The 26,661-nt window shown below is 67.3% G+C and carries 23 protein-coding genes and 1 pseudogene; 12 read left to right on the top strand and 12 right to left on the bottom strand.

The features are described 5' to 3' along the window. Positions 1-23: 23 nt before the first annotated feature. Positions 24-1,514 carry a S8 family serine peptidase gene (locus JF66_RS05375; RefSeq protein ID WP_231556301.1) on the bottom strand — a complete coding sequence of 497 codons (1,491 nt, stop codon included), beginning with the start codon at positions 1,512-1,514 and terminating at the stop codon, positions 24-26. Between the two features lie 299 nt (positions 1,515-1,813). Here JF66_RS05375 and JF66_RS05370 point away from each other — a divergent pair, with 299 nt between their 5' ends. Continuing rightward, entirely contained in the window at positions 1,814-2,938 is a 1,125-nt protein-coding gene (locus tag JF66_RS05370) for a hypothetical protein (RefSeq protein ID WP_035876103.1), read from the top strand. Positions 2,939-2,979: 41 nt separating this feature from the next. Here the strand turns inward: JF66_RS05370 and JF66_RS05365 are convergent, their stop codons facing one another. The 4 genes from JF66_RS05365 to JF66_RS05355 form a co-directional block, all read right to left on the bottom strand. Continuing rightward, a complete protein-coding gene (locus JF66_RS05365) occupies positions 2,980-3,846 on the bottom strand; it encodes a DMT family transporter (RefSeq protein WP_081882168.1) in 867 nt (288 codons plus the stop codon). 124 nt (positions 3,847-3,970) lie between these two features. Beyond that, entirely contained in the window at positions 3,971-4,720 is a 750-nt protein-coding gene (locus JF66_RS25230) for an MFS transporter (protein ID WP_369797954.1), read from the bottom strand. Continuing rightward, a complete protein-coding gene (locus JF66_RS25225; protein ID WP_369797953.1) occupies positions 4,717-5,640 on the bottom strand; it encodes an MFS transporter in 924 nt (307 codons plus the stop codon). Before JF66_RS25225 ends, JF66_RS25230 begins: the two co-directional genes overlap by 4 nt. Continuing rightward, positions 5,637-6,290 (bottom strand): TetR/AcrR family transcriptional regulator, encoded by a 654-nt coding sequence (locus JF66_RS05355; protein WP_051973153.1) that lies wholly within the window; start codon positions 6,288-6,290, stop codon positions 5,637-5,639. Before JF66_RS05355 ends, JF66_RS25225 begins: the two co-directional genes overlap by 4 nt. 106 nt (positions 6,291-6,396) lie before the next feature. Between JF66_RS05355 and JF66_RS05350 the strand changes: the two genes are divergently transcribed. Continuing rightward, entirely contained in the window at positions 6,397-6,927 is a 531-nt protein-coding gene (locus JF66_RS05350) for a DUF3817 domain-containing protein (RefSeq protein ID WP_231556300.1), read from the top strand. Positions 6,928-6,971: 44 nt separating this feature from the next. Here the strand turns inward: JF66_RS05350 and JF66_RS05345 are convergent, their stop codons facing one another. The 5 genes from JF66_RS05345 to JF66_RS05325 all read right to left on the bottom strand — a co-directional run bounded on the left by JF66_RS05345 (position 6,972) and on the right by JF66_RS05325 (position 12,597). Further along, entirely contained in the window at positions 6,972-7,850 is an 879-nt protein-coding gene (locus tag JF66_RS05345) for a phosphonatase-like hydrolase (protein ID WP_035876099.1), read from the bottom strand. Continuing rightward, positions 7,847-9,025, bottom strand: coding sequence for a TIGR03364 family FAD-dependent oxidoreductase (locus tag JF66_RS05340; RefSeq protein ID WP_035876145.1), 1,179 nt, complete (start codon positions 9,023-9,025; stop codon positions 7,847-7,849). The genes JF66_RS05345 and JF66_RS05340 overlap by 4 nt, the downstream gene beginning before the upstream one ends. Further along, entirely contained in the window at positions 9,022-10,434 is a 1,413-nt protein-coding gene (phnE, locus tag JF66_RS05335; RefSeq protein WP_231556299.1) for a phosphonate ABC transporter, permease protein PhnE, read from the bottom strand. The genes JF66_RS05340 and phnE overlap by 4 nt, the downstream gene beginning before the upstream one ends. Positions 10,435-10,708: 274 nt before the next feature. Continuing rightward, complete coding sequence (gene phnC / locus JF66_RS05330; RefSeq protein WP_369797956.1) at positions 10,709-11,599, bottom strand: phosphonate ABC transporter ATP-binding protein; 891 nt, start codon at positions 11,597-11,599, stop codon at positions 10,709-10,711. Between the two features lie 35 nt (positions 11,600-11,634). Beyond that, positions 11,635-12,597 carry a phosphate/phosphite/phosphonate ABC transporter substrate-binding protein gene (locus JF66_RS05325; protein WP_231556298.1) on the bottom strand — a complete coding sequence of 321 codons (963 nt, stop codon included), beginning with the start codon at positions 12,595-12,597 and terminating at the stop codon, positions 11,635-11,637. Between the two features lie 132 nt (positions 12,598-12,729). On the opposite strand from JF66_RS05325, the gene JF66_RS05320 reads away from it, so the two are divergent. Beyond that, a complete protein-coding gene (locus JF66_RS05320) occupies positions 12,730-13,584 on the top strand; it encodes a thioesterase family protein (RefSeq protein ID WP_231556297.1) in 855 nt (284 codons plus the stop codon). Positions 13,585-13,611: 27 nt separating this feature from the next. Here the strand turns inward: JF66_RS05320 and JF66_RS05315 are convergent, their stop codons facing one another. Beyond that, a complete protein-coding gene (locus tag JF66_RS05315) occupies positions 13,612-14,355 on the bottom strand; it encodes a phosphonatase-like hydrolase (protein ID WP_081882165.1) in 744 nt (247 codons plus the stop codon). A gap of 158 nt (positions 14,356-14,513) precedes the next feature. Between JF66_RS05315 and JF66_RS05310 the strand changes: the two genes are divergently transcribed. The 3 genes from JF66_RS05310 to purL all read left to right on the top strand — a co-directional run bounded on the left by JF66_RS05310 (position 14,514) and on the right by purL (position 19,356). Continuing rightward, positions 14,514-16,103, top strand: coding sequence for an AMP-binding protein (locus JF66_RS05310; RefSeq protein ID WP_035876096.1), 1,590 nt, complete (start codon positions 14,514-14,516; stop codon positions 16,101-16,103). Between the two features lie 58 nt (positions 16,104-16,161). Beyond that, the gene (locus JF66_RS05305; protein ID WP_156109664.1) at positions 16,162-16,848 is read left to right on the top strand and encodes a hypothetical protein; all 687 of its coding nucleotides are present in this window, start codon (positions 16,162-16,164) and stop codon (positions 16,846-16,848) included. A gap of 201 nt (positions 16,849-17,049) precedes the next feature. Next, on the top strand, positions 17,050-19,356 hold the full coding sequence (gene purL / locus JF66_RS05300) for a phosphoribosylformylglycinamidine synthase subunit PurL (protein ID WP_035876091.1): 2,307 nt from the start codon (positions 17,050-17,052) through the stop codon (positions 19,354-19,356). A 109-nt stretch (positions 19,357-19,465) separates the two neighbouring features. On the opposite strand, the gene JF66_RS05295 is transcribed toward purL, so the two are convergent. Next, on the bottom strand, positions 19,466-20,092 hold the full coding sequence (locus JF66_RS05295; RefSeq protein WP_035876090.1) for a TetR/AcrR family transcriptional regulator: 627 nt from the start codon (positions 20,090-20,092) through the stop codon (positions 19,466-19,468). Positions 20,093-20,342: 250 nt separating this feature from the next. On the opposite strand from JF66_RS05295, the pseudogene JF66_RS23495 reads away from it, so the two are divergent. The 6 genes and pseudogenes from JF66_RS23495 to JF66_RS05270 form a co-directional block, all read left to right on the top strand. Beyond that, a pseudogene (locus JF66_RS23495) lies at positions 20,343-21,424 on the top strand (class I adenylate-forming enzyme family protein); the annotation flags it as partial. A gap of 87 nt (positions 21,425-21,511) precedes the next feature. Continuing rightward, positions 21,512-21,898 carry a hypothetical protein gene (locus JF66_RS25220; protein ID WP_369797955.1) on the top strand — a complete coding sequence of 129 codons (387 nt, stop codon included), beginning with the start codon at positions 21,512-21,514 and terminating at the stop codon, positions 21,896-21,898. Continuing rightward, entirely contained in the window at positions 21,895-22,671 is a 777-nt protein-coding gene (locus JF66_RS05285; protein ID WP_035876088.1) for an SDR family oxidoreductase, read from the top strand. The genes JF66_RS25220 and JF66_RS05285 overlap by 4 nt, the downstream gene beginning before the upstream one ends. Before the next feature lie 31 nt (positions 22,672-22,702). Then, a complete protein-coding gene (locus JF66_RS05280; RefSeq protein ID WP_035876086.1) occupies positions 22,703-23,938 on the top strand; it encodes an acyl-CoA dehydrogenase family protein in 1,236 nt (411 codons plus the stop codon). Continuing rightward, entirely contained in the window at positions 23,938-25,038 is a 1,101-nt protein-coding gene (locus tag JF66_RS05275) for a phosphotransferase family protein (RefSeq protein ID WP_035876084.1), read from the top strand. The genes JF66_RS05280 and JF66_RS05275 overlap by 1 nt, the downstream gene beginning before the upstream one ends. Positions 25,039-25,161: 123 nt before the next feature. Next, entirely contained in the window at positions 25,162-26,517 is a 1,356-nt protein-coding gene (locus tag JF66_RS05270) for an MFS transporter (RefSeq protein WP_081882163.1), read from the top strand. Positions 26,518-26,661 lie beyond the last annotated feature (144 nt).

Here is a 26,661-nt window from a genome sequence, read left to right as displayed (position 1 = left end):
CCACCCCACCAGGCTCGTGATTACTACTGCACGGCCGAGAGGGCGCTCACCATGCCCTCGCCGAAGAAACCGTTGTCGGCGGTGCTGCCGACGCACTGGATGGAGCCGACCGGGCACGGCACATCCGTGGCCTGCCCGGAGAGCAGACCGGCGAGGGCCTGACCCGACACCTGCGGGTGCGTGGACTTGATCAGCGCGGCCACACCTGCGGCATGCGGGGACGCCATCGACGTGCCCGAGTAGAGGGCGTAGCCGCCACCGGTGACCGTCGACAGGATCGACGAACCGGGTGCCGCGACATCAATCACGTCGAGCCCGTAGTTGGAGAAGCTCGACTTCTCGCTCGTCTTCGTGGCGGAGGAGACCGTCACGACCCCGTCAAGCTCGGCGGGGATGTCGGCACAGCCCGTTTCGATGGAGCGCAGCGCCGGGGTGGTGTCATTCGGGCTGGAGGCATCGGTCGTCTTGTTGGCGAGATCGATGTTCGAGTTGCCCGCAGCGGCCACGTTCACCACACCCTTGTTCTGCGAGTACTGCACGGCGCGGTCGACGGCCGTCTTGACGGCGGCCTGGTCGGCGTCGTTGTCACACCAGAACATCCACGGGTCGATGTAGTAGCTGTTGTTGGTCACGTCGGCACCGGTCGAGGTGGCGTACATGAAGCCGCAAATCGCTGCCTCGGGGTAGATGAATCCGTCATCGTTGACGACCTTCACCGACGAGAGCCGCACGTTCGGGGCGACGCCCACGATGCCCACGCCGTTGCGCGCGGCGGCGATGGTGCCGGCTACGTGCGTGCCGTGCGAGCTCGTGGTGGGCTGCCAGGCCTCCGGCGCCGTGTTCGGTACGCCGCTGATGCAGCCGGCGGAGACCGTCGCGTCGATGTTGGCGGCAAGGTCGGGGTGCGTGGCCTCGATGCCCGAGTCCAGAACGGCGACAAGCACGTTGCGGTCGCCGTCGGTGATCTGGTGCGCCGCGTCGGCGCCGATCAGCGACATGTCCCACTGCTCCGCCTCGCGGGGATCCGCGACAACGTCACCGGCCGATTCGACGCCCATGTCCTTGGTGACCGCGGCGCTCCGACGCTGGGGAGCATCGCTCACCGCGTCGCCCAGATAGGTCGCATCCGCAGCACCGACGGGAGCGGTGCGGGTGGCTCCGACGGACTCCACCGCCTTGTCGAGGCGGAGAGTGTCGGCGAAGACGGTGTTGTCGGACTGCGCGATGACCACGCCGATCTCGGAGTACGAGGCGATGACCTCGCCGCCCGCCTTCTCGACGGCCCGCTCGGCCTTCATCGTCTGGCCGTGGTTCGCCTTCGTCACGTTGATGGCGAAGTTCATCACGGCTCCGTGGATGATCTCCGTCTTCGGCGGCTGGGCCGTGGGCGCCGCCGTGGCCATTCCGGGCGCCAGGAACGCGGCGCTCAGCGCCGCCGTCAGGGCGATGCCCGCGGCCACGCCGCGCCGGCGGCCGGCGGTCTTCGTCATGCTGCTGGTAGGGGGACTGAACATCCTGCTCCTCATCCGTGACGGCTTCGAATAAGCCGTCATCCGGCCCCGCGCCCACGGCTGCAGATCGGCCGAAACGGCCGACACTGGCAGACAATACAGGCGACGCGGTGATCGATATGCGGGGGAAAGACCCATTGAACCTGCGGTCGCTAGCCCCCCCGCGATCATGGCCAACTCTTTAGCAACGCTAACTTTTCTCACTGCCTATGTATAGTCCGCACAAAGGTGGACACCCCGCACAGTGCGCAGGTCACCGACCGTTCCCGGAATTCACTAGGGTGGTGTCGACGAGGGAGCGCGTGGACACAGACGAGGCAGCGGCACTGTGGGCCGAGGCACACAGCCCTGTCGACGACGCCGACCTGGCAGCGCACATCGCTCGGCTGGAAGCAATCGTGTATTCCAAAAGTGGCAGCGCGGAAGCCGCCGTCGACTTCCTTGATCCGGTCACCGGCCAATCGATTCGAACCACCCCGTCCCAGCTTCGGCTGCGGGTACTGCGTTCGTGGGCCGGCGCCGGCGTGATCCGGCCCGAAAATGTCGAGCCCATCGCCCCCCTCCCGAAAACTGACGGTCCGCGCCCGGACGATCCGTCACCCCAGACCTCGGAATCATCGGCACGGAACGCGCGGCTCCGCCGTCGTTTCGTGCTTCCGCTCGTCGCCGTGGCTGCCTTCGCGTTAGGCGTTGTCACCACCCTTGTGGTGGGTTCGATCGCGGGTCCCGCATCCGCTGCCCTTGAGGCCTTCGAATCCCCCTCGCCCTACCCCGACACGGTCATTCCCTATCTGGGCCGCCAATTTCAGGAAGGGTCGATTCGAGACATTTCGGGCCTGTCGCCGGTGGAACAGGGCGTGGGAGTATACCTCGGCCGCACGGCGTCCAGCGGGCTGTATTGCCTGATCGCGCGGACGGATCCGGGACTCACGCTCTCTAGCTGTTCCACGGCCGACGAGGTCGCCCGGCGCGGACTGGTTCTCGAAGCGCCCGTGACGATCCCTTCGACGGTCACGCGGAATGCCGACGTCAGGGAGATCGAGAAGACCTTCACCTTCACCCCCCAAGGCCTCTTCGTGGCCGCGTTCACGGATGCCGAGGAGCGCGCAGTCGCACCGCCGGCAACCCAGGGGGTGCAACTGAGCCAGTGGGCGAGCCTGCCGAGTGACGTTGGGTTCGGCGGTGAGATCGACGCCAACGGGGAGGGCCTGATCGTCGCGCTCAACTGCGCGGGTCAGGGCACGGTCACAGTGGACGTGGGCGGATATCTGTCTGTTTTCTCATGCGTCCCCGGCGAGATACAGGGTTACACGAACTACGACTACACCGCCCACGGTACCGCCGCCGTGGTGATCACCCCGGCGGGAAACGTGAGCTGGGGACTCACCGTGTCGAGCATCTCCCTCGACACTCCCGCTCCGGGCTAGCAGCATCCCGCAGGCCCGGGCGGTTGGGACGGCCACACAATCTACCCGTTCAGGGCGATGGCCACGATCGCTGCGAGTGCGAGGCCCATACCCCATACCTGCACCTTCCCCACCCGCTCCTTGAGCACGAGAACGGCAAGCACCACGGTCACCGCCGGGTACAGCGCGATGAGCACCGACGCGAGCGACAGCAATCCCGCCTGCAGGGCGTAGAGCGTGGTCACGGTACCGATCACATCCAGCACCGCCACGAGCACGGCGAACCCGACGATGTCCCGCGGCGGCGTGACCAGCTGCCCGGTTCCGGCCGCCACGGCCAGCACGAGAACGGTTGCGACGGTGCGCGCCACCACCAGTGGCCACAGCCCGGTTCCGACCTCGATTTCATGCGTGAACACGAAACTCAGCGCAAAACAGACCCCGGCCCCCACCGTGAACCACCCCACCCGGCGGGTGAACCGCGGCGCCCGCGCCCCGGAGACGGTGTGGTCGACAACCCCCGGCGGCTCCCGGCTCACCAAAATGACCGCCACGAGGGCGAGCGCGATACCCCCATAGGAGATCGCTGACGGGCGCTCACCACTGACAACGCCGACGATCACGGGAATGCCGGCCACGATCACCGCGGTCAACGGAGAGACGACGCTCATCGGCCCCTCGGCGAGCGCGATGTAGAACCACCACATCGCGAGCGCCATCACGATACCCGATGCGGCCCCGAACAGCATGGACCGCCAGGAAAACTCGCCGCCCACGAAGGCGGCCGCTCCGGCGATGATCACGGCCGAGATCGGATACGACACGATCACAACGCGCAGGGCCGCAACTCGGCGCGATGCGATCCCGCCGAGAAAGTCGCTCATGCCGTACGCCGCCGCAGAGACGAGGGCCAGGACGACGCCGATCACGTGTCGTGGCGAGGCGGAAGCGTGCGCATGGCCTCACGCTAGCAGCGCGCCAACCACGCCGTACGAGCAGGGCTGCGGCCCCACGGCTCGTGCCGTGGGGCCGTAGGTCTGCTCGGCGCCCGGGTCAGCTCCTCGGCGCGAAGGGGCGAGCGGATGCGGCGGGCGCTGACGCACCGTCGTCGGTTGCGGCCCGGGCATCAGCCGTCTGAGCCTGAAGGTGGATCAGGCCATCCGTTTCAAGCGTATCGGGCACGTTGTCGTGCTCAATCGTGGTGGCCAGCGGCTTCTCCTTCACGAGGCACAGCAGTACGACGGCCACGAGGATCAGTGGCACGAGGTAGAGGAAAACCGGGGTGAGAGCGTCGTTGTAGGCGCCGACGATAATGCTGCGCGCAGCCTCGGGCAGGTCGCGAACGACCCCGGGGGTGAACGAGTTCGATGCTCCGCCCGCTCCGGCGACAGCCGGCATCCGCTCGGCGAGCAGGTCTCCGAGTCGGGAGACGAACAGGCTGCCCACCACCGCGGCGCCGAGTGAGGCACCGATCTGGCGGAAGTAGTTGTTCGAGGCGGTGGCGGTCCCGACCTGGGAATTCGGGAAGGAGTTCTGCACGATCAGGATGAGGATCTGCATGCTCAGGCCGAGGCCGAGGCCCATTACGGCGAGGTAGCTGCAGAGCACCCAGATGGGCAGAGTGGGGGTCATGGTGGACAGGAGCACGAGCGCGACGGCCACCAGGATGGTGCCCGCAATGGGGAACAACTTGTAGCGGCCGGTTTTGGTCACCAACTGTCCGGACACGATGGAGCTTACGAGCAGGGCAGCCATCATGGGGATCATCAGGAACCCGGCCTCGGTGGCGTTCGCGCCCGTCACCATCTGAAGGTACGTGGCAGGTAGGCCAGGGCACCGAACATCGCGATGCCGATGATGAGGCCGGCGCCGGTCGTGAGGTTGAAGTTGCGGTCTCTGAACAGGTGCAGCGGCATGATCGGCTCCGCGGCGCGGCGTTCCACCATCACGAATGACACGCCGGCGACGAGCGTGGCGATGATCAGGCCGATGATGATGAGCGAGTCCCACGCGTAGGTTGTTCCACCCCAGGTACTGACGAGAACGAGCCCGGTGGAGGCGATGGCCAGCAGCCCCATTCCGGCCACGTCGAGCTTCGGGCGAGCGTGCTCCACCTTCGGCAGGCGCAGAAACATGACCGCCGAGATGATGGCGAGGATTCCCAGGGGGATGTTCATCCAGAACGCCCAGCGCCAGCCGATGCCCTCCGTGAACCAGCCACCGAGAAGCGGCCCGGCCACCGACGAGAGGGCGAAGACGCCGCCCATGATGCCCATGTACTTGCCACGCTCGCGAGCCGGCACGACGTCGGCGATGATGGCCTGCGAGAGGATCATCAGCCCGCCGCCACCGAGACCCTGCACGGCGCGGCCGATGATGAGCCAGGTCATGTCGGGGGCGAGGCCGCCCACGATGGAACCGAAAATGAAGACGCTGATGGCGCCGACGAACAGGCCCTTGCGCCCGATGAGGTCACCGAGCTTGCCGTAGACCGGCAGCATGATCGTAGAGGCGAGAATGTACGCCGTCGTCACCCACAGCATGTGGTCGACGCCGTTGAGCTCGCCCACGATGGTGGGCAGCGCGGTGCTGAAGATGGTCTGGTCAAGGGAGGCGAGGAGCATCGTCACCATGAGGCCGGCGAAGACCAGCAGGATGTGACGTTTGCCGGGGGCCGCGACTGCCGCCGGTTTGGCAGGTGGCGCGGTGAGTGTTGCGGTCATCGGAGTCTTTCTAGTAGGTCTGTCGCGAGCGCGTTCGCCCGGCGTTCAAGCTGGTGGGTGCTGTTGTCGTTCAGTTTTTCGGGGGCCAGGGCCCATTCCTTCACGGCCGTGCGCACCGCGCCGCCGCAGAGGGCGAGCACGAGGTCAGCGGATGCCGCGCGGTCGGCCGCTCTCTCGGTGTCAAACCGCGGGTCTCGGGTGAGAAGCGTTTGTACCGCGTCGGTGAGTTCGGCCGTCAGGCGCGTGAACTGCGCTAACTGAGCCGCCATCAGGTGCGGGTGCCGACGCAGGATCTCGAGGCGGTCCTCACGCATTGTCGCCCGGGTAGACGGCGGACCCATCACGGCGATCAGCAGGTGCACGACGCTCGCGATGGTGCCGTACTCGTCGACGCGATCGCAGTGGGCAGCGAGGTCCTCGGGTGCGACCTCCACGTGCCGGAGGCCGATGATGGCGGCATCCTTGCTCTCGAAGTAGTTGAAGAAGGTTCGCGGCGACACGTCGGCGAGCTCGCTGATGGCATCCACCGTGGTGTGCTCGAGGCCGTCACGCAGCACGAGCGTGACCGCAGCGTCTTCCAGTCGCGCCCGGGTCTCGAGGCGCTTGCGGTCGCGGAGCCCCAGGTTCGGTGCGTTCGATTCGGTAGCCATGACGTTAATTCTTGCGCGCTCTGCTTTTTTGCGCAACTGCAAACTTACATAACTGCACCTTTCACGGCTGGCGCTCAGCCTGCGGAGCCCAGGGGCGGCCGGGCAGATGTGGAGACAAGTCTGCGACGATGATGTGTACCACCCCACCGTTCCTGACCTCTGGAGTGTCATCCACGTGTCCCCCCGCTTGTTGTTTCGCTCGGTCGCCATCGCCGAGGCCGTCACCTGGTCCCTGCTGATCGCCGGAATGTTGATGAAGTACGTGCTGCGGGTCGGCGAGGTCGGTGTTCAGGTGGGCGGCTTCCTGCACGGGGTCGTCTTCATCGCCTTCGGCATGACGGCGGTGCTCATGGCCGTGAACCAGCACTGGGGACCGCGGCTCACGGTTGTCGCCGTCGCCACCGCGATCGTTCCGTTCGGCACGATCCCCCTCGACCGCTGGCTCGAGAAGCGCGGTCTGCTGGACGGCAGCTGGCGCCGCACTCGCACCGACGATCCCCGCGATCAGACTCGCGTGAGCGCGATGCTGCGCTGGATGCTCGTGCGCCCGGTGCTGTTCACGACCGTTCTCCTGCTCGGCCTGGTCGCCATCCTCACGACCTTGCTCTCCGTGGGCCCGCCCGGCGGCACCAGCTAGCCCGACCAGGCGCGTGGCTCGATCGGGCTAGCGGATCGATCGGGCTAGCCGATCGACTCCGCCCGCAGGCCGAGCAGTTCGGCGAGGTGGGCCACACTGTCGATCACGACGTCAGCGCCGGCCGCCTCAAGGGTTTCGGTGTCGTGGGTCCCGGTGCGCACGCCGACGACCAGGCCGGCGCCGGCGCTCGTGCCGGAGAGCATGTCGCTCGCGGTGTCCCCCACCACGACCATGGCGGCGACCCCCGATGCCCCGGTGCGCAGCAGTGCCGTGAGCGGCAGGTCGGGGTGCGGGCGTCCACGCCCGGCCTCCGCCGGCGAGAGGCTCAGGTCGATCAGGTTGGCCCAGCCGAGGGAATCGATCAGGGCATCCTGCGTGGTGCGAGAAAAACCCGTGGTCAGCGCGATCTTCACGCCGGCATCGCGCAGTTCCTGGAACAGATCTTCCGCACCGTCGATGCTCGTGACACCCACGCGGGCGATGAGTTCGCCGTAGGCCAGCTCGAACGCTTCGTTGGCGGCGAGCGCCTCAGACTCGGTGTCGGTCAGTTCGCGGAACACGTCGATCTTCGACTGCCCCATCGTCTCCCGCACGTAGTCGAGCGCCTCCTCGAGGGCGGCTTCCGTGGGGGCGATCCCGCTGCGCTGCGCGGCGAGCACGAAGGCCCGCTCGACGAGGCCGTCATCGCGAACCGTCGTTCCGGCCATGTCGAAGACGACGAGCTCGACGTCGAGGTCATCGAAATCGTCGAAATCGTTCAGCGCCTGCTGCACCGCATCGCGGGTCGCGAGGGCGTCGGCCGCGTCGAGCGCGGCGACCAGGTCGTCACCGAGGCGATCCACCTCGTCGACGTCGATCTGCGCGGGGTGCACGGGGGTTTCGCCGCGAGCCCGGATCGGTGACAGGTCTGGTGTCTGTGTCATGAGGAACCTTTCAGTGAGGTGGACAAGGCGACGCCGTAGACGCCGCCGATGACGCGTTCGGCGAGGCCGAGCCCGGTGGTCATGCCGATGCCGGTGGTCGCGGCGAGAAGGTGCACGCCCGGTTCCGGCCGATCGATCAGGAAGTCGTTTATTCCGGAGGCGTAGACGCCCTGCCAGCGCTCGAGCACGCGCGGGCGCGGCACGCCGAACAGCTCCCCCGTGAGGCGCAACAGCGCGTCGAAGGACGCTTCATTCTGGAACGGGACGACGGATTCCCCGCGATAGTGGGTATCCCCCACAATCAGCGAGCCGTCCGGCAGCTGGGTGTACATCTGGTTGAGGTCAAGTGCGGCCAACTCCGGAAAATCACGGCGCAGCCGCTCGCGGAGCGCCGCGGCCGCGGGCAGCGACGCGAACGCGCCGTAGCGCAGCAGCGACCACCCGGTGAGCAACGGAGCCGGAAGTGGCGCGCGCAGCCCGGCATCCACGCGCAGCATGTCGAGCCCGCAGCGACGGATGCCCGCCCGCTCGGCCACATCGGGGTAGAGCTGGTCAATGTCGTGGTTCACGGCCACGATCACCGTGCCAGCCGACACCGCTCCCCGGGTTGTGCTGACCAGGCCACCGCGCACGCCGGTGACGGCCGTGCGCAGGCGAAATTCCACTCCCCGGCGGGCGAGATAGGCGGCGAGCGCCCCCGCCGCCTGACGCGGGTTGACCTGCAGGTCCCAGGGCAGGAACGCGCCGCCCGCACTCCGGGCGGCCACGGGCACGAGCGCATCGACCTGGGCGGCCCCCAGCAATTCCACCTCCGGGCGCGCCGGGCCCGGCTCGTGTGCGAACGCCGGAGAGGTGCCGCAGGCGCGCGCGAATTCCGTGAGAACCGCGAGTTCGTCCGGGTGCCGGGCGAGCACCACCGTGCCCGATTCGCGCAGCCAGACACCCGCATCCGCTGCCAGCCGCAGCCAGATCTCACGCGAGGCGAGGGCGAATTCCCGGGCCAGGCCGTCTTGCGGGGTGAAGCACAGGTGCCCGAAATTTCGCACGGATGCGCCGCTCGGCTCGCTCGCGCGGTCGATCACCACCACGCTCAGGCCTCGATCAACCGCCGCCAGGGCAGCTCCGAGTCCCACGATGCCCGACCCGACGACGGCCACATCGAATCCCGCCATCATCGGAACACCCGCCGCATCCACATGGCGAGTCCCTCGACGACGAGCACGGTGACCAGGATCATCAGCACGATGGTCGTGACGAGGTCGTAGCGCGATCCCTGGCCGGCGTTGAGCAGGTAATAGCCCACCCCGCCGCCGCCGACGAGACCGAGGATGGTCGCGGCGCGAATGTTGGTATCGAGCATGTAGAAGCTATGCCCGATCAGGGCCTTCATCCCCTGCGGCACCGTCGCGGACGCATACACCTGGGTGCGCGAGGCCCCGGTGGCCCTGAGCGCCTGCTCCGGGCCGGGCCGCACCTCTTCGAGCGAGTCGGCAAGCAGCTTGCCGAGCAGGCCCACGCCGCCGATCGCAAGGGCGATCGTGCCGGCCTGCGCGCCGAGGCCGGTGACGACGATGAGCACGATCGCGAGGATGATCTCGGGGATACCTCGGATAGACACCAGCACGAGCCGCATGCCGGCCCGAACACGCGGGCTCGGCGCCACATTCCGGGCCGCGAGCGAACCGATCACGACGGAGGCGACAATGGTGAGCATCGTGGCGGCGAGCGCGATCGCGATGGTCTCGCTCATCGCCTCGACCATCACGGCCGCGTTATAGGCGCCGAAACTCGGCGGCCAAAATTTGGCGGCCGTCTCGGGAATGTATCCCCAGACGGTGAGAAAATCGCCCCAGCGAATGTCGCAGATCCACACGCTTCCGACAACGACGGCCACGGCCGTCCACCCCCACACGGTGTTGCGCGTGCGCACGGAGGTCCAGGGGCGGCGAACGTCATCAACGGCGCGGGCGCGGCGTGGCAGCCGGCGCAGCAGGCGATCGCCCAGTCCGCGTCCGGTGGGTGCCAGGCCGAGCATCGCGGTGCGCACGACACTCGAGACGATCTCCATCACCACGCACAGCGCGAAGATCACCAGGGCGATCCCCAGACCAAGCGAGTAGTTGAGCGACTTGAACGCGTACGACATCTCGAGACCCAGACCGGCGACGCCCACGTAGCCGAGAATCACCGAGCCGCGCAGGTTGATGTCGTTGCGGTGCAACACCGTGGCCACCCACGACGGCAGCACCTGCGGCAACACGCCCGCCGTGAACTGCTGCAGCCGGGAGCCGCCGGTCGCGCGAATGGCGAGCCTCGGCCCTTCGTCGATCTGCTCAATGGCATCGGCGAACATCTTGGAGATCATGCCGATCGAGTGGATGCCGATCGCCAGGATTCCGGGAAGCGACCCGAGGGAGAACATCAGCACAAAGACCATGGCGAGCACCACGTCGGGGACGGCCCGGGTGGCCACGCCGAGAAAACGCGCGGCGGCCATCCAGCCGCGACCGGGGGTGGTATTGGCCGCGGCCAGATACGCGAGGGGCACCGAGAAGACCGCGGCGAACAGCGTGCCGCAGAGCACCAGCCCACGGTGAGCGCCGTCAGGTACAGCAACTCGCCCGGCGCGGGAAAGCTGATCACACCCACCCGGTCGAAGAAGCGCTGGGCGTTCGACCAGCTTTCGAGCATCTGCGGTAGTGAAATGTCGATGCTCACGAGCGACACGACGGAGGCCACGACGAGCGCGACGAGCGTCAGGAGCGCCGCGATCTTCTCCGGTGCGGCCCGGCGGCGTGGCGTCCGCTCAGGAGCGGGGCCCGGGTCGGGCGCCGCAGCGGGCCGTTCCAGCGTGAGTGTCACCGGCGGTTGTCCCTGGCCGATGCAGACGTGCGCGGGTCGAGGGCAGCGTCACGGGACTCTGTCCAGGATGAAGCCGCGGGTGCCGGAACAGGTTCGGGCGACACCGGAGCGGTGAGCTCTGTCGCGATCGCGCCCAGCTCCGCGGTCGTGGTCGCTACGCGGCCGTAGATCTCCATCACCTGCGCCTTGCTGATTCCCGCTGTCGGGGTGTCAAGCACGACTTCCCCGTGCCGCAGCCCCACGATGCGGTCTGCCCAGCCGAGCGCAAGATCCACCTGGTGCAGGCTGCACACGACGGTGAGACCGCTATCCCGCGCGATGTCCTTGATCAGGGCCATGATCTGGCTGCTCGACTCCGGGTCGAGGGAGGCCACGGGCTCGTCGGCGAGCAGAATGCTCGGGTTCTGCATCAGCGCGCGGGCGATGGCGACCCGCTGCTGCTGACCGCCGGAGAGCGTGTCGGCGCGCTGGTAGGCCTGGGCGAGCAGGCCCACGCGGTCGAGGTGGGCGAGGGCGGTAAGCTTGTGCCCCCCGCTGTAGCTCCACAGGCCCAGACGCGGCCCACGGATGCGAAACAGCGCGCCGGTCAGCACGTTTTCCAGCACGGTGAGCGGCCCCACGAGCTCGAACTGCTGAAAGACGAAGCCCACCCGGCCGCGCAGTGCGCGCAGAGCGCGACCGCGGAGCGCCGGGACCTCGTGCCCGAGAACGCGCACCGCGCCATCCGTGGGCAGCTCGAGGCCGTCCAGATGGCGCAGCAGCGTGGACTTGCCGGAGCCGGAGAGGCCGAGCAAAACGATGATCTCGCCGGCCTGCACCGTGAGGGATGCCTCGTGCAGCGCCGTCGTGTCGCCGAAGCGCTTGGTCAGGTTGCGCACCTCGATCACGGCCTCGCCGCCGGGCGACGTCGTGGACGAAGCGGCTAGCCCTGGCACTGCGAGGCCTGCGTCTTCACGCAGATGTCGCGGATGGTGTCGTAATACGCGTCGTTGACCGGCTCGGTGGAATAGAACGTGGCACGGAAGGCCTCCGTGTCGGCGGACGTGATGCCCGAGGCGATGATGTCATCGATACTCACCTGGGAGAGCAGGTCAGTGAGTTGCGTCTTCATCTCGGCGGGAAGCGTGTCGGAGACGACGATCGGAGCGCCGGGCACCATGGTCTCGCCGATGACCTTGACCTTGTCGCTCTTGGCGACCTCGCTGTCTTCGGCGAAGCCCACCTCGCACTCCTTGCCCTCGCCCACTTTGGTCACGCTCACGTCGTGCTTGCCGGCGAACACGGGCGTCACGTCGGCCACCGGATCGACGCCGGCCTCGAGCAGGTTGTAGGAGGGGAACAGGTAGCCGCTCGTCGATGACGGGTCGACGAAGCACACCTTCTTGCCGGCGAATTCCTCGAGGGACGTGATCGGGCTGTCGACCGGAACGATCGCCTGTGAGAAGTAACCGGGCTCCTGACCCTGCTCGGTGACGATCGAGGAGATCGGCGTGATCGCCGCTCCGTTGGTCGTGGCTGTGAGGTACGTGAACCCGGAGAACGACGCCACGTCGATCTTGCCGGCGATGGCCGCCTCGATCAGGGCCGCGTAATCGGTGGACTCGTGGTACTCCACGGTCTTGCCCGTCTCGGCCTCGATGTAGTCCATCAGCGGCTGGTAATTCGTCTGCGTGTCGACCGAGTCGGGCACAACGCCGAAGACGAGGGTGTTCTCGTCGGCCGCGTAGCTCACCGCGGAGTCGCCCGACCCGGCGGCGTCGGCGGTGGCCGCGGAGCAGGAGGCGAGGCTCAGGGTGAGGAGCGCGGCGGCTCCGGCGGCGATCGCGGCCCTGGTAGCGATGCTACGGGCGTGGGCGCTGGGCGAGAGGGAGCTGGTGATAGCCACGTGAAACCTTCCAAAAGTCGAGGGTGATACGTTCAGCTACGTTAGACAGACCACGCCAACAGCCATGGGGGCTGGGGTAACCGGCAGGTGAACAGACCACAAACTGGGTCTGACCCACTCAGGGTGATTCACGTGATCAACGAGAAGCGGAAGACACATGATGAGCAGAACCACGAGATTGCGGTCCGGAGCATGCCGCTGATGAAGGCCTACTTCGAGCCGATCGCCCCCGGCCGCTACCGGCCGACCGAGCATGCCGGTGGCGCGTGGAATGCCGACGAGATCCACTTCAGCCCGCTGGGCGGCCTGATCGTGCACGCCATCGACCTGCACCGAGCCGCCAAAGAAGGCGGGGTCAACAGCATGGAGCTCGGGCGCATCAGCTTCGACATTCTCGGCTTCCTCGCCGCCGAGGAGTGCGAGATCCAGGTCGAGACCATCCGCCCCGGACGCACCATCGAACTCGTGGAAGCGACCGTGATCATCGCCGGCCGGCCCGCCGTGCTCGCCCGCGCGTGGTTCATCGCGACCGCCGACACCACCGCCGTCGCCGGTGGTGAATTCGTACCGATGCCCTCGTCCGATGCTGCCGCTCCGTGGTCGATGTCCGACACCTGGCCCGGTGGTTACGTCGCCTCGCTTGAGCTGAAGACCATCGCGCCTCCGCTGCCCGGACGAACAAGCGCCTGGCTCCGATCAGACATCGCCCTCGTCGCCGGGGAGCCGACCAGCCCGCACGCGGCCTTCATCGCCCTCGTGGACACGGCCAATGGAGTTGCCGTTCGCGAGTCACCGACCGAGTGGATGTACCCCAACCTCGACCTCACCATCCACCTTCACCGCCAGCCGACCGGTCAGTGGGTGGGGCTCGACACCACGGTCACATTCGGGCCGGCCGGCCACGGCCTCACGAGCAGCGTGCTGCACGACGAAGCCGGCCCCATCGGCCGCGCCGAGCAAATCCTCACCGTGCGCCCGATGAGCTGACCGACGGGCTGGCCGACTGACGGGCGGCTAGAACGTGTCGTCGTTGAGGCCGAGAAGTTCGGCGAGTTCGGCGATGGTGTCGATCACGGCATCCGCTCCCGCCTCCTGGAGGATCTCGGTGTCGTGGGCGCCGCTCAGCACGCCCACCACGAGGCCGGCACCGGCGTTGACGCCGGAGATCATGTCGCTCGCGGTGTCGCCCACCACCACCATCGCGGCCACGTTCGTGGCTCCGGCGCGCAACAGCGCCATGAGGGGCAGATCGGGATACGGGCGGCCGCGGGCGGTGTCCGACGGCGAGAGCGCCACATCGATGAGCTCGTTCCAGCCCAGCTCATCGATGATGGCCTGCTGAGTCCTGTCCGAAAAACCCGTGATCAGGGCCACCTTCACCCCGGCCTCACGCAGGTCGCGGAACAGATCTTCCGCGCCCTCGATGCCGGTGACGCCACCTTCCTGCAACAGTTCAAGGTAGATGCCCTCGAACACCGCGTTGGCGTGCTGGGCGGCGTCGTCATCCTCGGTGAGGGCATGGAACACCTCGATTTTCGACCGGCCCATGGTCTCGCGCACGAAGTCGAGCGCCTCCTCGAGCTCCTCATCGGTGGTGGCCAGCCCCACGGACCTCACGGCGAGCGCGAATGCACGTTCCACCAGACCGTCGTCCCGCACGGTTGTTCCGGCCATGTCGAACACGACAATCTCTACATCAAGGGGTTCGAGGTCATCCGGTTCGAAGTCGGTCGTGACACTTTCGGTGACGGAAATCATGTTTCGCCTTTCGATAAGGGTCGGCAGCAGAACGATAGCGTGGTCACCCGAGCACAAGATTCCCCCCAATCGGGCGGGATGACTGCCAGCCCACCCCCACGATCGCCTTGGTAATCTGAACGGGAAGTGCCCGTACCGAAGATCAAAGGAGATTATTCGTGTTCACCAGCCCCTACGCCCCCGTCGAGATTCCCGACCTCAGCATCTACGACTACCTGTTCGGCGACATCGACGAGGCCGACCTCGAGCGCCCCGCCGTCGTTGACGGGAAAACCGGCGAGAGCACGAGCTACCGACAACTGATCTCGCAGATCAACGCCGTCGCCGGCGCGCTGGCCGCCCGTCGCGTCGCCGCCGGAACCGTCATCGGCCTGTTGAGCCCCAACAGCCCGGCCTTCACGAGCGTGTTCCACGGCATCCTGCGCGCGGGCGCCACTGTCACCACCCTCAACTCCCTCTACACGGCCGAGGAGATCGAACATCAGCTCTTCGATGCCGGCGCGACCTGGCTCGTCACGGTGACCGCACTGCTGCCCGCCGCTGCCACGGCGGCCCGGGCGCTGGGCATCGACGACGCGCACCTCATCGTGCTCGACGGCGCGGCGGGGCATCCATCCTTCGCAGACTTGCTGGCAGAGGACGCCCCGGCGCCCGTGGTGCACATCCGGCCGGCCACGCACGTGGCCGTGCTGCCCTTCTCGTCGGGCACCACCGCACGGCCCAAGGGCGTGATGCTCAGCCACACAAACCTCGTGGCCAATGTGCAGCAGGCCCGCGACCTGATCGGCGTCGTGCCGGAAGACCGGGTGCTCGCTCTGCTGCCGTTTTACCACATCTACGGAATGACGGTTCTGCTGAACCTCGCGTTCAAGCAGCGGGCGGCCCTGGTGACGATGGCGAAGTTCGACTTCGTGGAGTTCCTGCGCCTGATTCAGGACGAGCGCTGCACCTACGTGTTCATCGCGCCGCCGATTGCGGTGGCCGTGGCGAAGCATCCGCTCATCGATTCGTACGATCTGTCGACCGTGCACACGATTCTGTCGGGGGCTGCGCCGCTCGACGGAGCGCTGGCCGCGGCTGTGGCCAGTCGCCTGGATTGCCGGGTGCTGCAGGGGTATGGCATGACCGAGGCGAGCCCGGTGACGCACCTCATTCCTATCGATGCACCGCACCTGTCGCGCGCGTCGGTGGGCGTGACCGTACCCAATATGGAGTGCCGGCTCATCTCCGCCGAGACCGGCGAGGAGATCGACCTGCCGATCGAGGGGGTGAGTGAGCGCGGCGAGCTGCTCGTGCGCGGGCCGAATGTGATGCTGGGCTACCTCGGCAACGAGGAGGCCACGCGTCACGCGATCGACGAGGACGGGTTTTTGCACACCGGCGACATCGCCACGGTGAACGCGCTCGGCGAGGTGACCATCGTCGACCGCAGCAAGGAACTGATCAAGTACAAGGGCTACCAGATCGCTCCGGCCGAGCTGGAGGCGTTGCTGCTGACGCACCCGCACGTGAACGACGCCGCCGTGATCGGCGTGAACGACGACGACGGTCAGGAGATCCCGAAGGCCTACGTCGTGATCGTGGCCGAGGTGACCGTCACGGCCGAGGACATCATGGCGTTCGTGGCCGAGCGGGTGGCACCGCACAAGAAGGTGCGTCGCGTGGAGTTCATCGAGGTGATTCCGAAGACCGCATCGGGCAAGATCCTGCGCAAAGATCTGCGGGCCCGCGAAGTCGTCGCCCCTTGACCATCGGCCGGTTGAGAACGTCGTAGGCGCGCGCGGTGCGGCGCGCTACTCTTCGGGGGTGACCCCTCCGCCGCACGGCCCCGCTCGCCCGCCGAAACGGGAGTGGCTACCCGCCGACACCGCGCTGTGGACCACGTGCCATATTGTGTCGGACACGGTGCAGGGCCGGGTTCCGGAGCACCGAATCGACACGCTCTTCCCCCTGCCCGACGGTGCGGTCGCCCTCGCCGTCGGCGACCTGTGGGTGGATTCCTTCCATGCCGCCGGCGACGGCTCCTACGACCGGGCCTCGACGTTCGTCTGGGGCACGGGAGTCTTCGGGCTCGCGCTGGCGGCCGGAACGCTCGCGGCGAGCGCCGCCGGCAACGCGTCGCGGCGCAACCAGGCTTCCGCCGATGCTCAGCACGCGTGGCGGCCGCTCTTCGGCGGCGCACTGTTCGTCACCAACGATGGAATTTACATCCAGACCATGCAGGGCCTTTCCCCGTGGACCTGGGGATCGATCGACCTCATGCAGGTCGTGGGCTTCAACGTGGTCATCATGCAGGCCCAGTCGTCGAGTGGACCGATCACCTGGCGGATCACCTCGGAATGGACCGAACTCATGTTCGCGCTCTGGGCGCTGCGCCGCCACCCCGCACACCCCCAGCTGCGCGATGGCAGCTGGCTGCCGGCGAACTGGCTGCCGTGGGCCACTGCACAGGGGTACCGCGCGCATCTGGACCGCCCGCAGCTCGGCACCTGATCCACTCCCACTTCGGCCTACGGCGCATAACTCCTGCACATCGAGATGACTCAGCGGGATTCCCGCGTGATTGCGCGGCACCATGACGGCCAGCGCGGAATCTGCAGGAGTTATGCGCTGGGGACGAGCGTCATCGGCCGGGCGGAAGACGACAGGTAGACTGATCCGGTCAAGCATCCGCTATATCTGGGAGAACGCCACGTGACCGCTGTTTCCAACACACCTTCCCGCGCCGTCGCCGACACCGTTGCGAACGCCGCTGCGACACCCGAGAAGGAGCAGCCCTACGGCGCCCTCGGCCTGAAGGCCAACGAGTACGCGAAGATCCGCGAGATCCTGGGCCGCCGCCCGACCTCGGGCGAGCTCGCCATGTACTCCGTGATGTGGAGCGAGCACTGCTCGTACAAGAGCTCGAAGATGTACCTGCGCCAGTTCGGCGACAAGGTGTCCCCCGCCATGAAGAAGAACCTCATGGTGGGCATGGGCGAGAACGCCGGCGTGCTCGATGTGGGCGAGGGCTGGGCCGTCACCTTCAAGATCGAGTCCCACAACCACCCCTCGTACATCGAGCCGTTCCAGGGTGCCGCAACCGGCGTCGGCGGCATCGTGCGCGACATCATCTCGATGGGCGCCCGTCCGGTGGCCGTGATGGACGCACTGCGCTTCGGCGACATCAACGACCCCGACACCGCGCGGGTCGTGCACGGCGTGGTCTCGGGCATCTCCTTCTACGGCAACTGCCTCGGCCTGCCCAACATCGGCGGCGAGACCTACTTCGACTCCGTGTACCAGGGCAACCCGCTGGTCAACGCCCTGTCCGTCGGCGTGCTGCGCCACGAAGACCTGCACCTCGCGAATGCCCGCGGCGCCGGCAACAAGGTGATCCTGTTCGGTGCCCGCACCGGCGGCGACGGCATCGGCGGCGCATCCATTCTCGCCTCCGACACGTTCAGCGCCGGCGGCCCCACCAAGCGTCCCGCCGTGCAGGTGGGCGACCCCTTCGCCGAGAAGGTACTCATCGAGTGCTGCCTCGAGCTGTTCCAGGGCAAGCTCGTTGAGGGCATCCAGGACCTCGGTGCCGCCGGAATCTCCTGCGCCACGAGCGAGCTCGCCTCCAACGGCGACGGTGGCATGTTCATCGAGCTCGACAAGGTGCTGCTGCGTGACCCCACGCTCACCGCCGAGGAGATCCTCATGTCGGAGAGCCAGGAGCGAATGATGGCCGTCGTCACGCCGGAGAAGCTCGAGGGCTTCCTCGCCGTCACGAAGAAGTGGGACGTGGAGACCAGCGTTCTGGGCGAGGTCACCGACACCGGCCGCCTCATCATCAACTGGCACGGCGAGGAGATCGTCAACGTTCTCCCCCGCACCGTGGCCGTCGACGGCCCGGTGTACGAGCGCCCGCTCGCGTACCCCACCTGGATCGACGCGCTGCAGGCCGACACGGCATCCGTTCTGCCCCGAGCGCTCGACTCCGAGACGCTGCGCAGCCAGTTCCTCGACCTGCTCGGCTCGCCGAACCTGGCCGACCCGAGCTGGATCACCGACCAGTACGACCACTACGTGGGCGGCAACACCGCGCTCGCGTTCCCCGACGACGGCGGCATGATCCGCGTCGATGAGGAGTCCGGCCTCGGTTTCGCGATCGCCACCGACGCGAACGGCCGCTACTGCCAGCTCGACCCGTACCGCGGCGCGCAGCTCGCTCTCGCCGAGGCGTACCGCAACGTGGCCGCCACCGGCGCGATCCCGGCCGGCGTCAGCGACTGCCTCAACTTCGGCTCGCCCGAAAACCCCGAGGTCATGTGGCAGTTCCGCGAGGCCGTCACCGCCCTCGCCGACGGATGCCTCGAGCTCGGCATTCCGGTGACCGGCGGCAACGTGTCGTTCTACAACCAGACCGGCGACCAGCCGATCCACCCCACCCCCGTGGTGGCCGTGCTCGGCGTGATCGACGACGTCGGGCGCCGCACACCGAGCGGCTGGCAGGACGACGGACACAACATCTACCTGCTCGGCACCACCGCCGAAGAGCTCGACGGCTCGGCCTGGGCCGGTGTCGTGCACAACCACCTCGGCGGTCGCCCGCCGGCCGTGGACCTCAGCCGCGAGGTCGCCCTCGCCGGGCTGCTGCACGCCGCGAGCAAGGAAGCGCTCGTCGACAGCGCTCACGACCTCAGCGAGGGCGGGCTCGCCCAGGCCCTCGCCGAAGCCGTGATGCGTTTCGGCGTTGGCGCCCGGGTATGGCTCGGCGACATCTGCGAACGTGACGGCGTCGACGCATCCGTCGCCCTGTTCTCCGAGTCGGCCGGCCGCGTCATCGTGAGCGTGCCGCGCGAGGACGACGTGAAGTTCCTCGGCCTGTGCAAGGGCCGCGAGTACCCCGTGCTGCGCATCGGAGTGACGGATGCCCAGCTGCACGCCCTCGAGATCCAGGACCAGTTCTCGGTGAGCCTCGCCGACCTGCAGGCGCGTTACCGCGCCACGCTGCCGGCGGCGTTCGCCTAGAGCCTGCCCCCTCCCCGTCCCTTCTGGCACTCCTTTGGCGTGCGGGCACTCGACCAGACGAGTGCCCATTCGTCAATGAAGTGCCGCGTGGCGGTACGGCACCCCTGGGCTACGCAAGGGCGCGGCGCGCGAGGTGGTCGTAGCGCAGGGCGAGTTCTTCCGGCGTGAGCGCGCCGTCGAGCCGGTACCACTGGGCGACGCCGGTGCACATGGTCACGATGGCGAGGCTGGCCTCGCGCGGATACTCCGTGCCGAAAACGCCCTCCGCGACCCCGGCGTCGATGATCTCGTCGACCATGCGCTGCTGCCGGTCACGGGAAGCAATGTGCTCGCTGCGTGCCTCGCCTTCGAGGCTGCGGATCTCGCTGGCGGCGATGAACGCGAGGTCACTGCGATGCGCGTGGAATAGCACGAGGCACTGGATCAGCAGCCGAAAACGCTCCTCTATCGAGGGACCCGCCTCGGCCAGGGCACTCTCACACCGCTCCAGCAGGTCGCGCATGGCGAACCGCACGATCGACACCAGCAGGGCGTGTTTCGAGGGGTAGTGATGATAGAGCCCGGGCACGGAGAGCCCCACGCGGGCGGCCACCGTGCGAATCTTCGTGCCGTGGTAGCCGTGCTCCACGAAACAGTCCAGCGCGGCCTGCAACATGGGCGGCGGCGAACCTTCACCGTAGTCGCGCCAGGCTCGCCACGTCCCCCCGGCGTCGGCCGACTCGCTCGTCTGCGTCACTGGTACTCGCTCTCTGGGACTCGCTGTTTGGAGAACAGTGATTGTGTGCGAAATCTTGACACACAACATCCGTTCCCCCAATACTAAGGCTACCGAGCGATCGCTCGGTAGCGAACTCTTGAATCGTTTTGCCGGCGATGAGGCCGGGAGAAAGGTGACACTGTTGACATTCGATTCCCTGGTCGAAGCCTGGCAGGCGCGTACAGCGGCCAACCCCCGACAGGTGGCCCTGCGCTACTTCGACGCGGAGATGACCGCCGCTGAGGTCGACCGGGCGTCCGACGCCCTGGCCGTGGCCCTCGACGAGGCCGGCACGGCCCGCGGTGACCGCGTCGGGCTCTACCTTCAGAATGTTCCGCACTACGCTCTCGCACTGCTCGCCCTGTGGAAACTCGGCGCCGTTCCACTGCTCCTGAACCCCATGTACAAACACGCGGAGCTACGGTCGCTGATCGACGATTCCGGCGCGATCGGCATCATCTGCACCGACACGGACGTGGCGGAGACGCGCGACACGGTTGCGAACGGCACGGTGCGGTGGCTGATCAGCACCTCCGCGCGCGACTTCCAGACCGACGACGACCCCCGGGCCTTCCCTCCAGCGGCAGCACCGGTGGATGCGGCGTTCGTTGCGGATACCGGGTCGACTGCACGCGCGGATGCCGGGGCATCCACCGTCTCTGACATGGCCGCCCTGATCCGACTGCACGCGGGGCGAAAGCCCGCTGCGATCTGCCTAGGCCGCACCGACCTGGCCCTGCTCAGCTACACCTCCGGAACCACCGGCCCGCCCAAGGGCGCCATGAACACGCACGGCAACGTGCTCGAGGTGGCCACGACCTTCAGCGAGTGGGTCGGACTCGCCCCGAACGACGTCGTGCTCGCGGTGGCGCCGTTGTTTCACATCACCGGAGCCGTGATCAACTGCGCGATCTCGCTCATCACCGACACCACGCTGGTCTTCACCGGCCGGTTCCACCCCGAGCTCGTGCTCGAGGCCTTCGCCCGTCATCGCATCACGTACACGATCGGGTCGATCACGGTGTTCAACGCGCTCCTCGAGCTGCCGCAGGCCGCACCCGAGCACTTCGCATCGGTCAAAACCCTGTACTCCGGCGGGCCCCGATCCCTCCGGCCACGGTGGACCGGTTCCGTGACCGATTCGGCGTCTATATCCACAATGCCTACGGCATGACGGAGACCACGTCGGGCGTCATCGCCGTGCCACCCGGCAGTCTCGCCCCAATTCATGCCCCGAGCGGCACGCTCTCGATCGGACGACTCCTGCCGAACATGACAGCGCGCACCCTCGACGCCACCGGAACTCTCCTGCCCGCGGGCGAGCAGGGCGAGCTGGAACTCGCCGGACCGCAGGTCATTCCCGGCTACTGGAACAACACGGCCGCCAGCGCCGAGGCTATGCCCGGCGGCTTGCTGCGTACCGGAGACGTGGCCATCATCGACGAACACGGCTGGGTGTATCTGGTCGACCGGCTCAAGGACCAGATCAACGTTTCCGGATTCAAGGTGTGGCCGCGGGAGGTGGAGGACGCGCTGTACGCGCATCCATCCGTTCACGAAGCCGCCGTGATCGGCGAAGCGGATGCCTACCGCGGCGAAACCGTGGTGGCTTTCGTCTCGCTGAAAGCAGGCACGCACGCCACGGAGAACGAGCTGGTCGAGTTCACCCGGGAGCGGCTGGCCGCCTACAAATACCCCCGTTCCATCCGCATCATCCACGATCTGCCCAAGACACCGACCGGAAAGATTCGCCGCGCGGCGCTGCGCGGGAAAGGAAACTCATGACAGCCCCCTCGTGCCACCGTCTGGAGGGCCGAACCGCCCTGGTCACCGGAGCCAGCCGCGGGATCGGCCTCGCCATCGCGCATCGGCTTGTAGCGGAAGGCGCTCGGGTGTGCATCACGGCGCGCAACGCCGAGCCGCTGAACGAGTGCCTCGCCGAGTTCCCCGCCGGGAGCGTGATCGCCGTAGCCGGCAAGTCCCACGACCCCGAGCACCGTCTGGAGGTGCTCGACACCGTGGCGCGCGAATTCGGCGCCCTCGACATCCTCGTGAACAATGTGGGCATCAACCCGGTCTACGGTCCCCTCGTCGACCTCGATCTCGAGGCCGCCCGCAAGATCACCGAGGTGAACCTGTTCGGCACGCTCGCCTGGATCCAGGACGTGGTGCACCACCCCGAGCTAGATTTCGGGGCCAGGGGCGGCTCGGTGATCAACATGTCGTCGGTCTCGGGCGAGACCGCCTCTCCCGGCATCGGCTTTTACGGCGTGACGAAGGCCGCGATCGCGCACCTGACCCGCACGCTCGCGGCCGAGATGGGACCCACCGTGCGCGTCAACGCGGTGGCGCCGGCCGTAGTGAAGACCCAATTCGCCAAGGCGCTCTACGCGGGCAGGGAAGCCGAGGTCGCCGCGCAGTACCCCCTTGGCCGGCTCGGCGTACCCGACGACGTGGCCGCCGCCGTGGCCTTCCTCGCCTCCGATGATGCCGCCTGGATCTCCGGTCAGGTACTGAACCTCGACGGCGGCCTGCTCGCCGCCGGCGGCGTCGCTTGAACCTCCCCCTTCGCTCGAAAGGACCACGCGCATGACCGATTCACCCCAAGACATCTCGCCCGAACACCTCGAAGACCTGCGGCTGCGCACCCGCAACTTCGTCCGCACCACCGTCATCCCCGCCGAGCCACGGCCGGGCGAAGCGCTCGACGCGGCCACGCGCATCCGTTTGCAGACGGCCGCGAAGGAGGCGGGGATTTTCGCCCCGCACGTGTCGCCGGAGTTCGGCGGCCAGGGGCTGCCGATCGAGCACTGGTCGGCGATCTTCCAGGAGGCCGGCTACTCGCTGATCGGCCCGAGCGCGCTCAATTGCATGGCTCCCGACGAGGGGAACATGCACATGCTCGCCCTCATCGGCACCGAGGAGCAGAAGCAGCGCTACCTCGTGCCGCTTGCGCAGGGCGATACTCGGTCGTGTTTCGGTATGACGGAACCGCACCCCGGGGCAGGCTCCGACCCGGCCGCCCTGCGCACGACAGCCACCAAGATCAACGGAGGCTGGTCGATCACGGGCCACAAACGATTCACGAGCGGTGCCCTCCTCGCCGATTTCTGCATTGTGATGACCCGCACCGAGGCGACGGATGACTCCCCCGCCGGCGCAACCATGCTGCTCGTGGACCTCTCCAATCCGGGCGTGCGGGTGGGCAGGCTCATTCACACCATGGACCGGGCCATCGACGGCGGGCACCCGCACGTGTCCTTCGATGAGTGCGTCGTGCCGGACTCGGCGGTACTCGGCGAGGTCGGCAAGGGCTTCACCTACGCCCAGGTGCGCCTCGGACCCGCACGGCTCACGCACTGCATGCGCTGGCTGGGCCTCGCCCGTCGCTCGCTCGACATCGCGCTCGATCGGATCGAGCGCCGGGAGATCTTCGGCTCGCCCATGAAGAACCTCGGGCTCGCCCAGGAGCTCATCGCCCAGAGTGTGATCGACATCGAAACCTCTGATGCCATCATCACCAAGACCGCCCTGCTGCTGGCAGCAGATCCGAAGGCGGGCTCGGCCCTGTCGTCGGTTGCCAAGGTGTACGTGTCGGAGGCGGTCTACCGGGTGATCGATCGCTGCGTGCAACTCTGCGGCGGCGACGGTGTCTCCGACGATCTGCCCCTCGCCTCCTACCTCAACGAGGTGCGCCCCTTCCGCATCTATGACGGCTCGAATGAGACGCACAAGTGGGCGATCTCGCGCCGGGCATCCGCTCGCCGGGCGGCAGCCGTGGCGGCCGGCGAACCGTACCTGGCCGATGTCGGCGAGGAGTTCTGATGCTGAACGTTCCCGACGGCGTCGAGGTCGTGCGCAGCAGAGCGGATGCCGCGCGCCTCGCCTCCCCTCCCCTCCTGATCGTCGACGCCGTCGAGGAGTTCCTCGATGCGCGCGGCCTCGGCGCAGGGCCCCTGCGCTGGGCACGAATCGGCGATGGGCAGTCGAACGTCACGTACCGGATCGAGCGCGGCGTCGAGGTCTTCGTGCTGCGGCGCGGGCCACGTCCCCCGTTGCCCCGGTCAACCCACGACATGGTTCGGGAGGCCCGCATCCAACAGCTGGTCTCGGCGGAGGGGGTTCCGGTGCCGCGCATCCTCGCGGTGTGCGCCGACGAATCAGTGCTCGGGGTTCCTTTCTACGTGATGAGTTTTCTGAGCGGAATAACGATCGCCGCTGACGTCCCGGCTCTGCTCGGCGCCCCGGAGCAGCGCGCGGCCACGAGCGCGGCCGTGGTCGACGCCCTCGTGCAGTTGCACCGGGTGCCCGTGACCGAGGGCGGGCTCGCCTCCTTCGGCCGGCCAGACGGTTACCTACGCCGCCAGGTCGAACGCTTCGGCAGCCTGTGGAGCCTGAACACCACCCGTGATCTTCCCGACGTGGCCCGGATCGGCGCATGGCTCGGCGAAAACATTCCGCAGACCCAGGCTGCGACGGTGATCCATGGCGACTACCGCACCGGCAATCTGTTGTTCGCCGCCGACGCCCCTGCCCGCGTTCTGGCCATTCTCGATTGGGAGATGGCCACGGTCGGCGATCCGCTCGCGGATCTGGGGTATCTCACCGCCACCTATTCCGAACCCGGCAGTGCCCCCAACCCGCTCGAACTCACCGGCGTAACCCGCCTGGCGGGTTACCTGAACCGCGCTGAGCTCGTCGACCGGTATCGCGAGCAGATGCCGCTCGATCTGAGTGACCTCAACTGGTATCAGGCCCTCGCCCTCTGGAAGGCCTCGATTTTCTGCGAGGCGATCTATACGCGCTGGCTCAACGGCGAGCGCCCGGACGACACCTCGTTCGGCCCGTCTCTGGGCGAGGGGATCCCCCGGCTTCTCGACGGCGCCCGGCAATTCGCCGGCCGCGCGGCCGGCATCGGGTACTGACCCACAGCATCAAGGCCTCAGGGCGGCCGCGATCTCGATCTCGATCTCGATCTCGATCTCGATCAGAGCGTGCGTGCCGCCTCCGTTCCGCACGCGCAAAACCAGGCAAAGGAGCCTCTTTTCATGACGCACGCATCAGCATCCACTCCCCGGTTGTCGACCCCGTTGCTACCTGACCGGGCGAATCCCGGCGAGTCCGCGGCCGGGTCCGGGTCCGGGTCAAAACGAAAATCGTTGTTCTCGAGCGTTCTCGGCAATGTGCTCGAATGGTACGAGTGGAGCGCCTACGCGGTCTTCGCGCCATTCATCGCCGCGGCGATGTTCAACTCCGACGACCCGGTGTCAGCGTTGTTGGCGACCCTCGCCGTCTTCGCCGTCGGCTTTCTGATGCGGCCGCTCGGCGGGGTGGTGTTCGGGCACATGGCCGACCGGCATGGGCGCAAGATCGTGCTCGTCACGACCATGCTGATGATGGCGGGTGGCAGTCTGGCGATCGCCATTATGCCAACGTACGGTGCGATCGGCGCTTGGGCGTCCGTGATCCTCGTGCTCGTGCGCATGCTTCAGGGATTCGCCCACGGCGGCGAATCGGCGACGGTCTACACGTACGTGGCCGAGATCGCTCCCAAGAGCCGACGCGGGCTGTGGGGAAGCGTGGTGTTCGTGGCTATCTTCGGCGGCTCGGTACTCGCCTACGCCGTGGCCGGCGGTGTCACGACCGTGCTCAGCACGAGCAGTGTGGCCGAGTGGGGATGGCGCATCCCGTTCGTGCTCGGCGCCCTTCTTGCCCTCGCAGCACTCTACATGCGGCGCAACATGGAGGAAAGCGAGGTCTTCCACGCCCATAAGTCAGCAGCGCAACCAGCACCGGCAGTGCGGGCGAAACGATCGGGATCGCAGGTGACCCGCGCCATCCTGCTGATGATTGCGATGACATCAGGAATTACGGCGGCGCATTACACATGGACCTCGTACGCCTCGACCTACGCCATCACCGAGAAGGGGATGAACCCCGACACGGCGTTCTGGGTGACCATGGTCGCGCAGATGATTGCGCTCGTCTCACTGCCCCTCTGGGGAATGCTCTCTGACCGGGTGGGGCGCCGACCGATGATGATCTCGTTCTCGATCCTGATGATCGTGGTCTCCATTCCGCTCAACGCCATGATCACAAGCGCGGGATGGACGCTGCTGATCGCATCGGCCGCGGCCCTCGTGATCGTGGCCATTCCCGGAGCCCTGCTCGCCGCGGTGCTCGCCGAGAACTTCCCCACCCGGGTTCGCACCAAGGCCATCGGCTTCGCGTACTCGATCTCCGTCGCGGTATTCGGCGGCACAGCCCCGTACCTCAATGCACTGTTCAATTCGCTCGACGTCGGCTGGCTCTCCGGGGCCTACGTGATGACCCTCTGCGTCTGCACGGCCGTGGCCTGCGTGATGATGAAGGAGACAAAGGGCATCGATTTGAAGGACGCCTAGGACCGGTATCGCCGCCTCGGCGCTGCATGGGAACGATCACCCTCAATAAAGGAAGATATCTTCGATTTCTCTCGTCCTTATCTGAGAATACCTCGCTTATCTGTTCTATTCGTGGGAGAATGGGGTATGTCAACGACGCAGARG

The sequence above is a fragment of the Cryobacterium sp. MLB-32 genome, assembly GCF_000738085.1.
Lineage (GTDB): Bacteria > Actinomycetota > Actinomycetes > Actinomycetales > Microbacteriaceae > Cryobacterium.
Note: the sequence above shows the minus strand (reverse complement) of the source record. Positions and strands in the feature narration are given on the sequence as shown.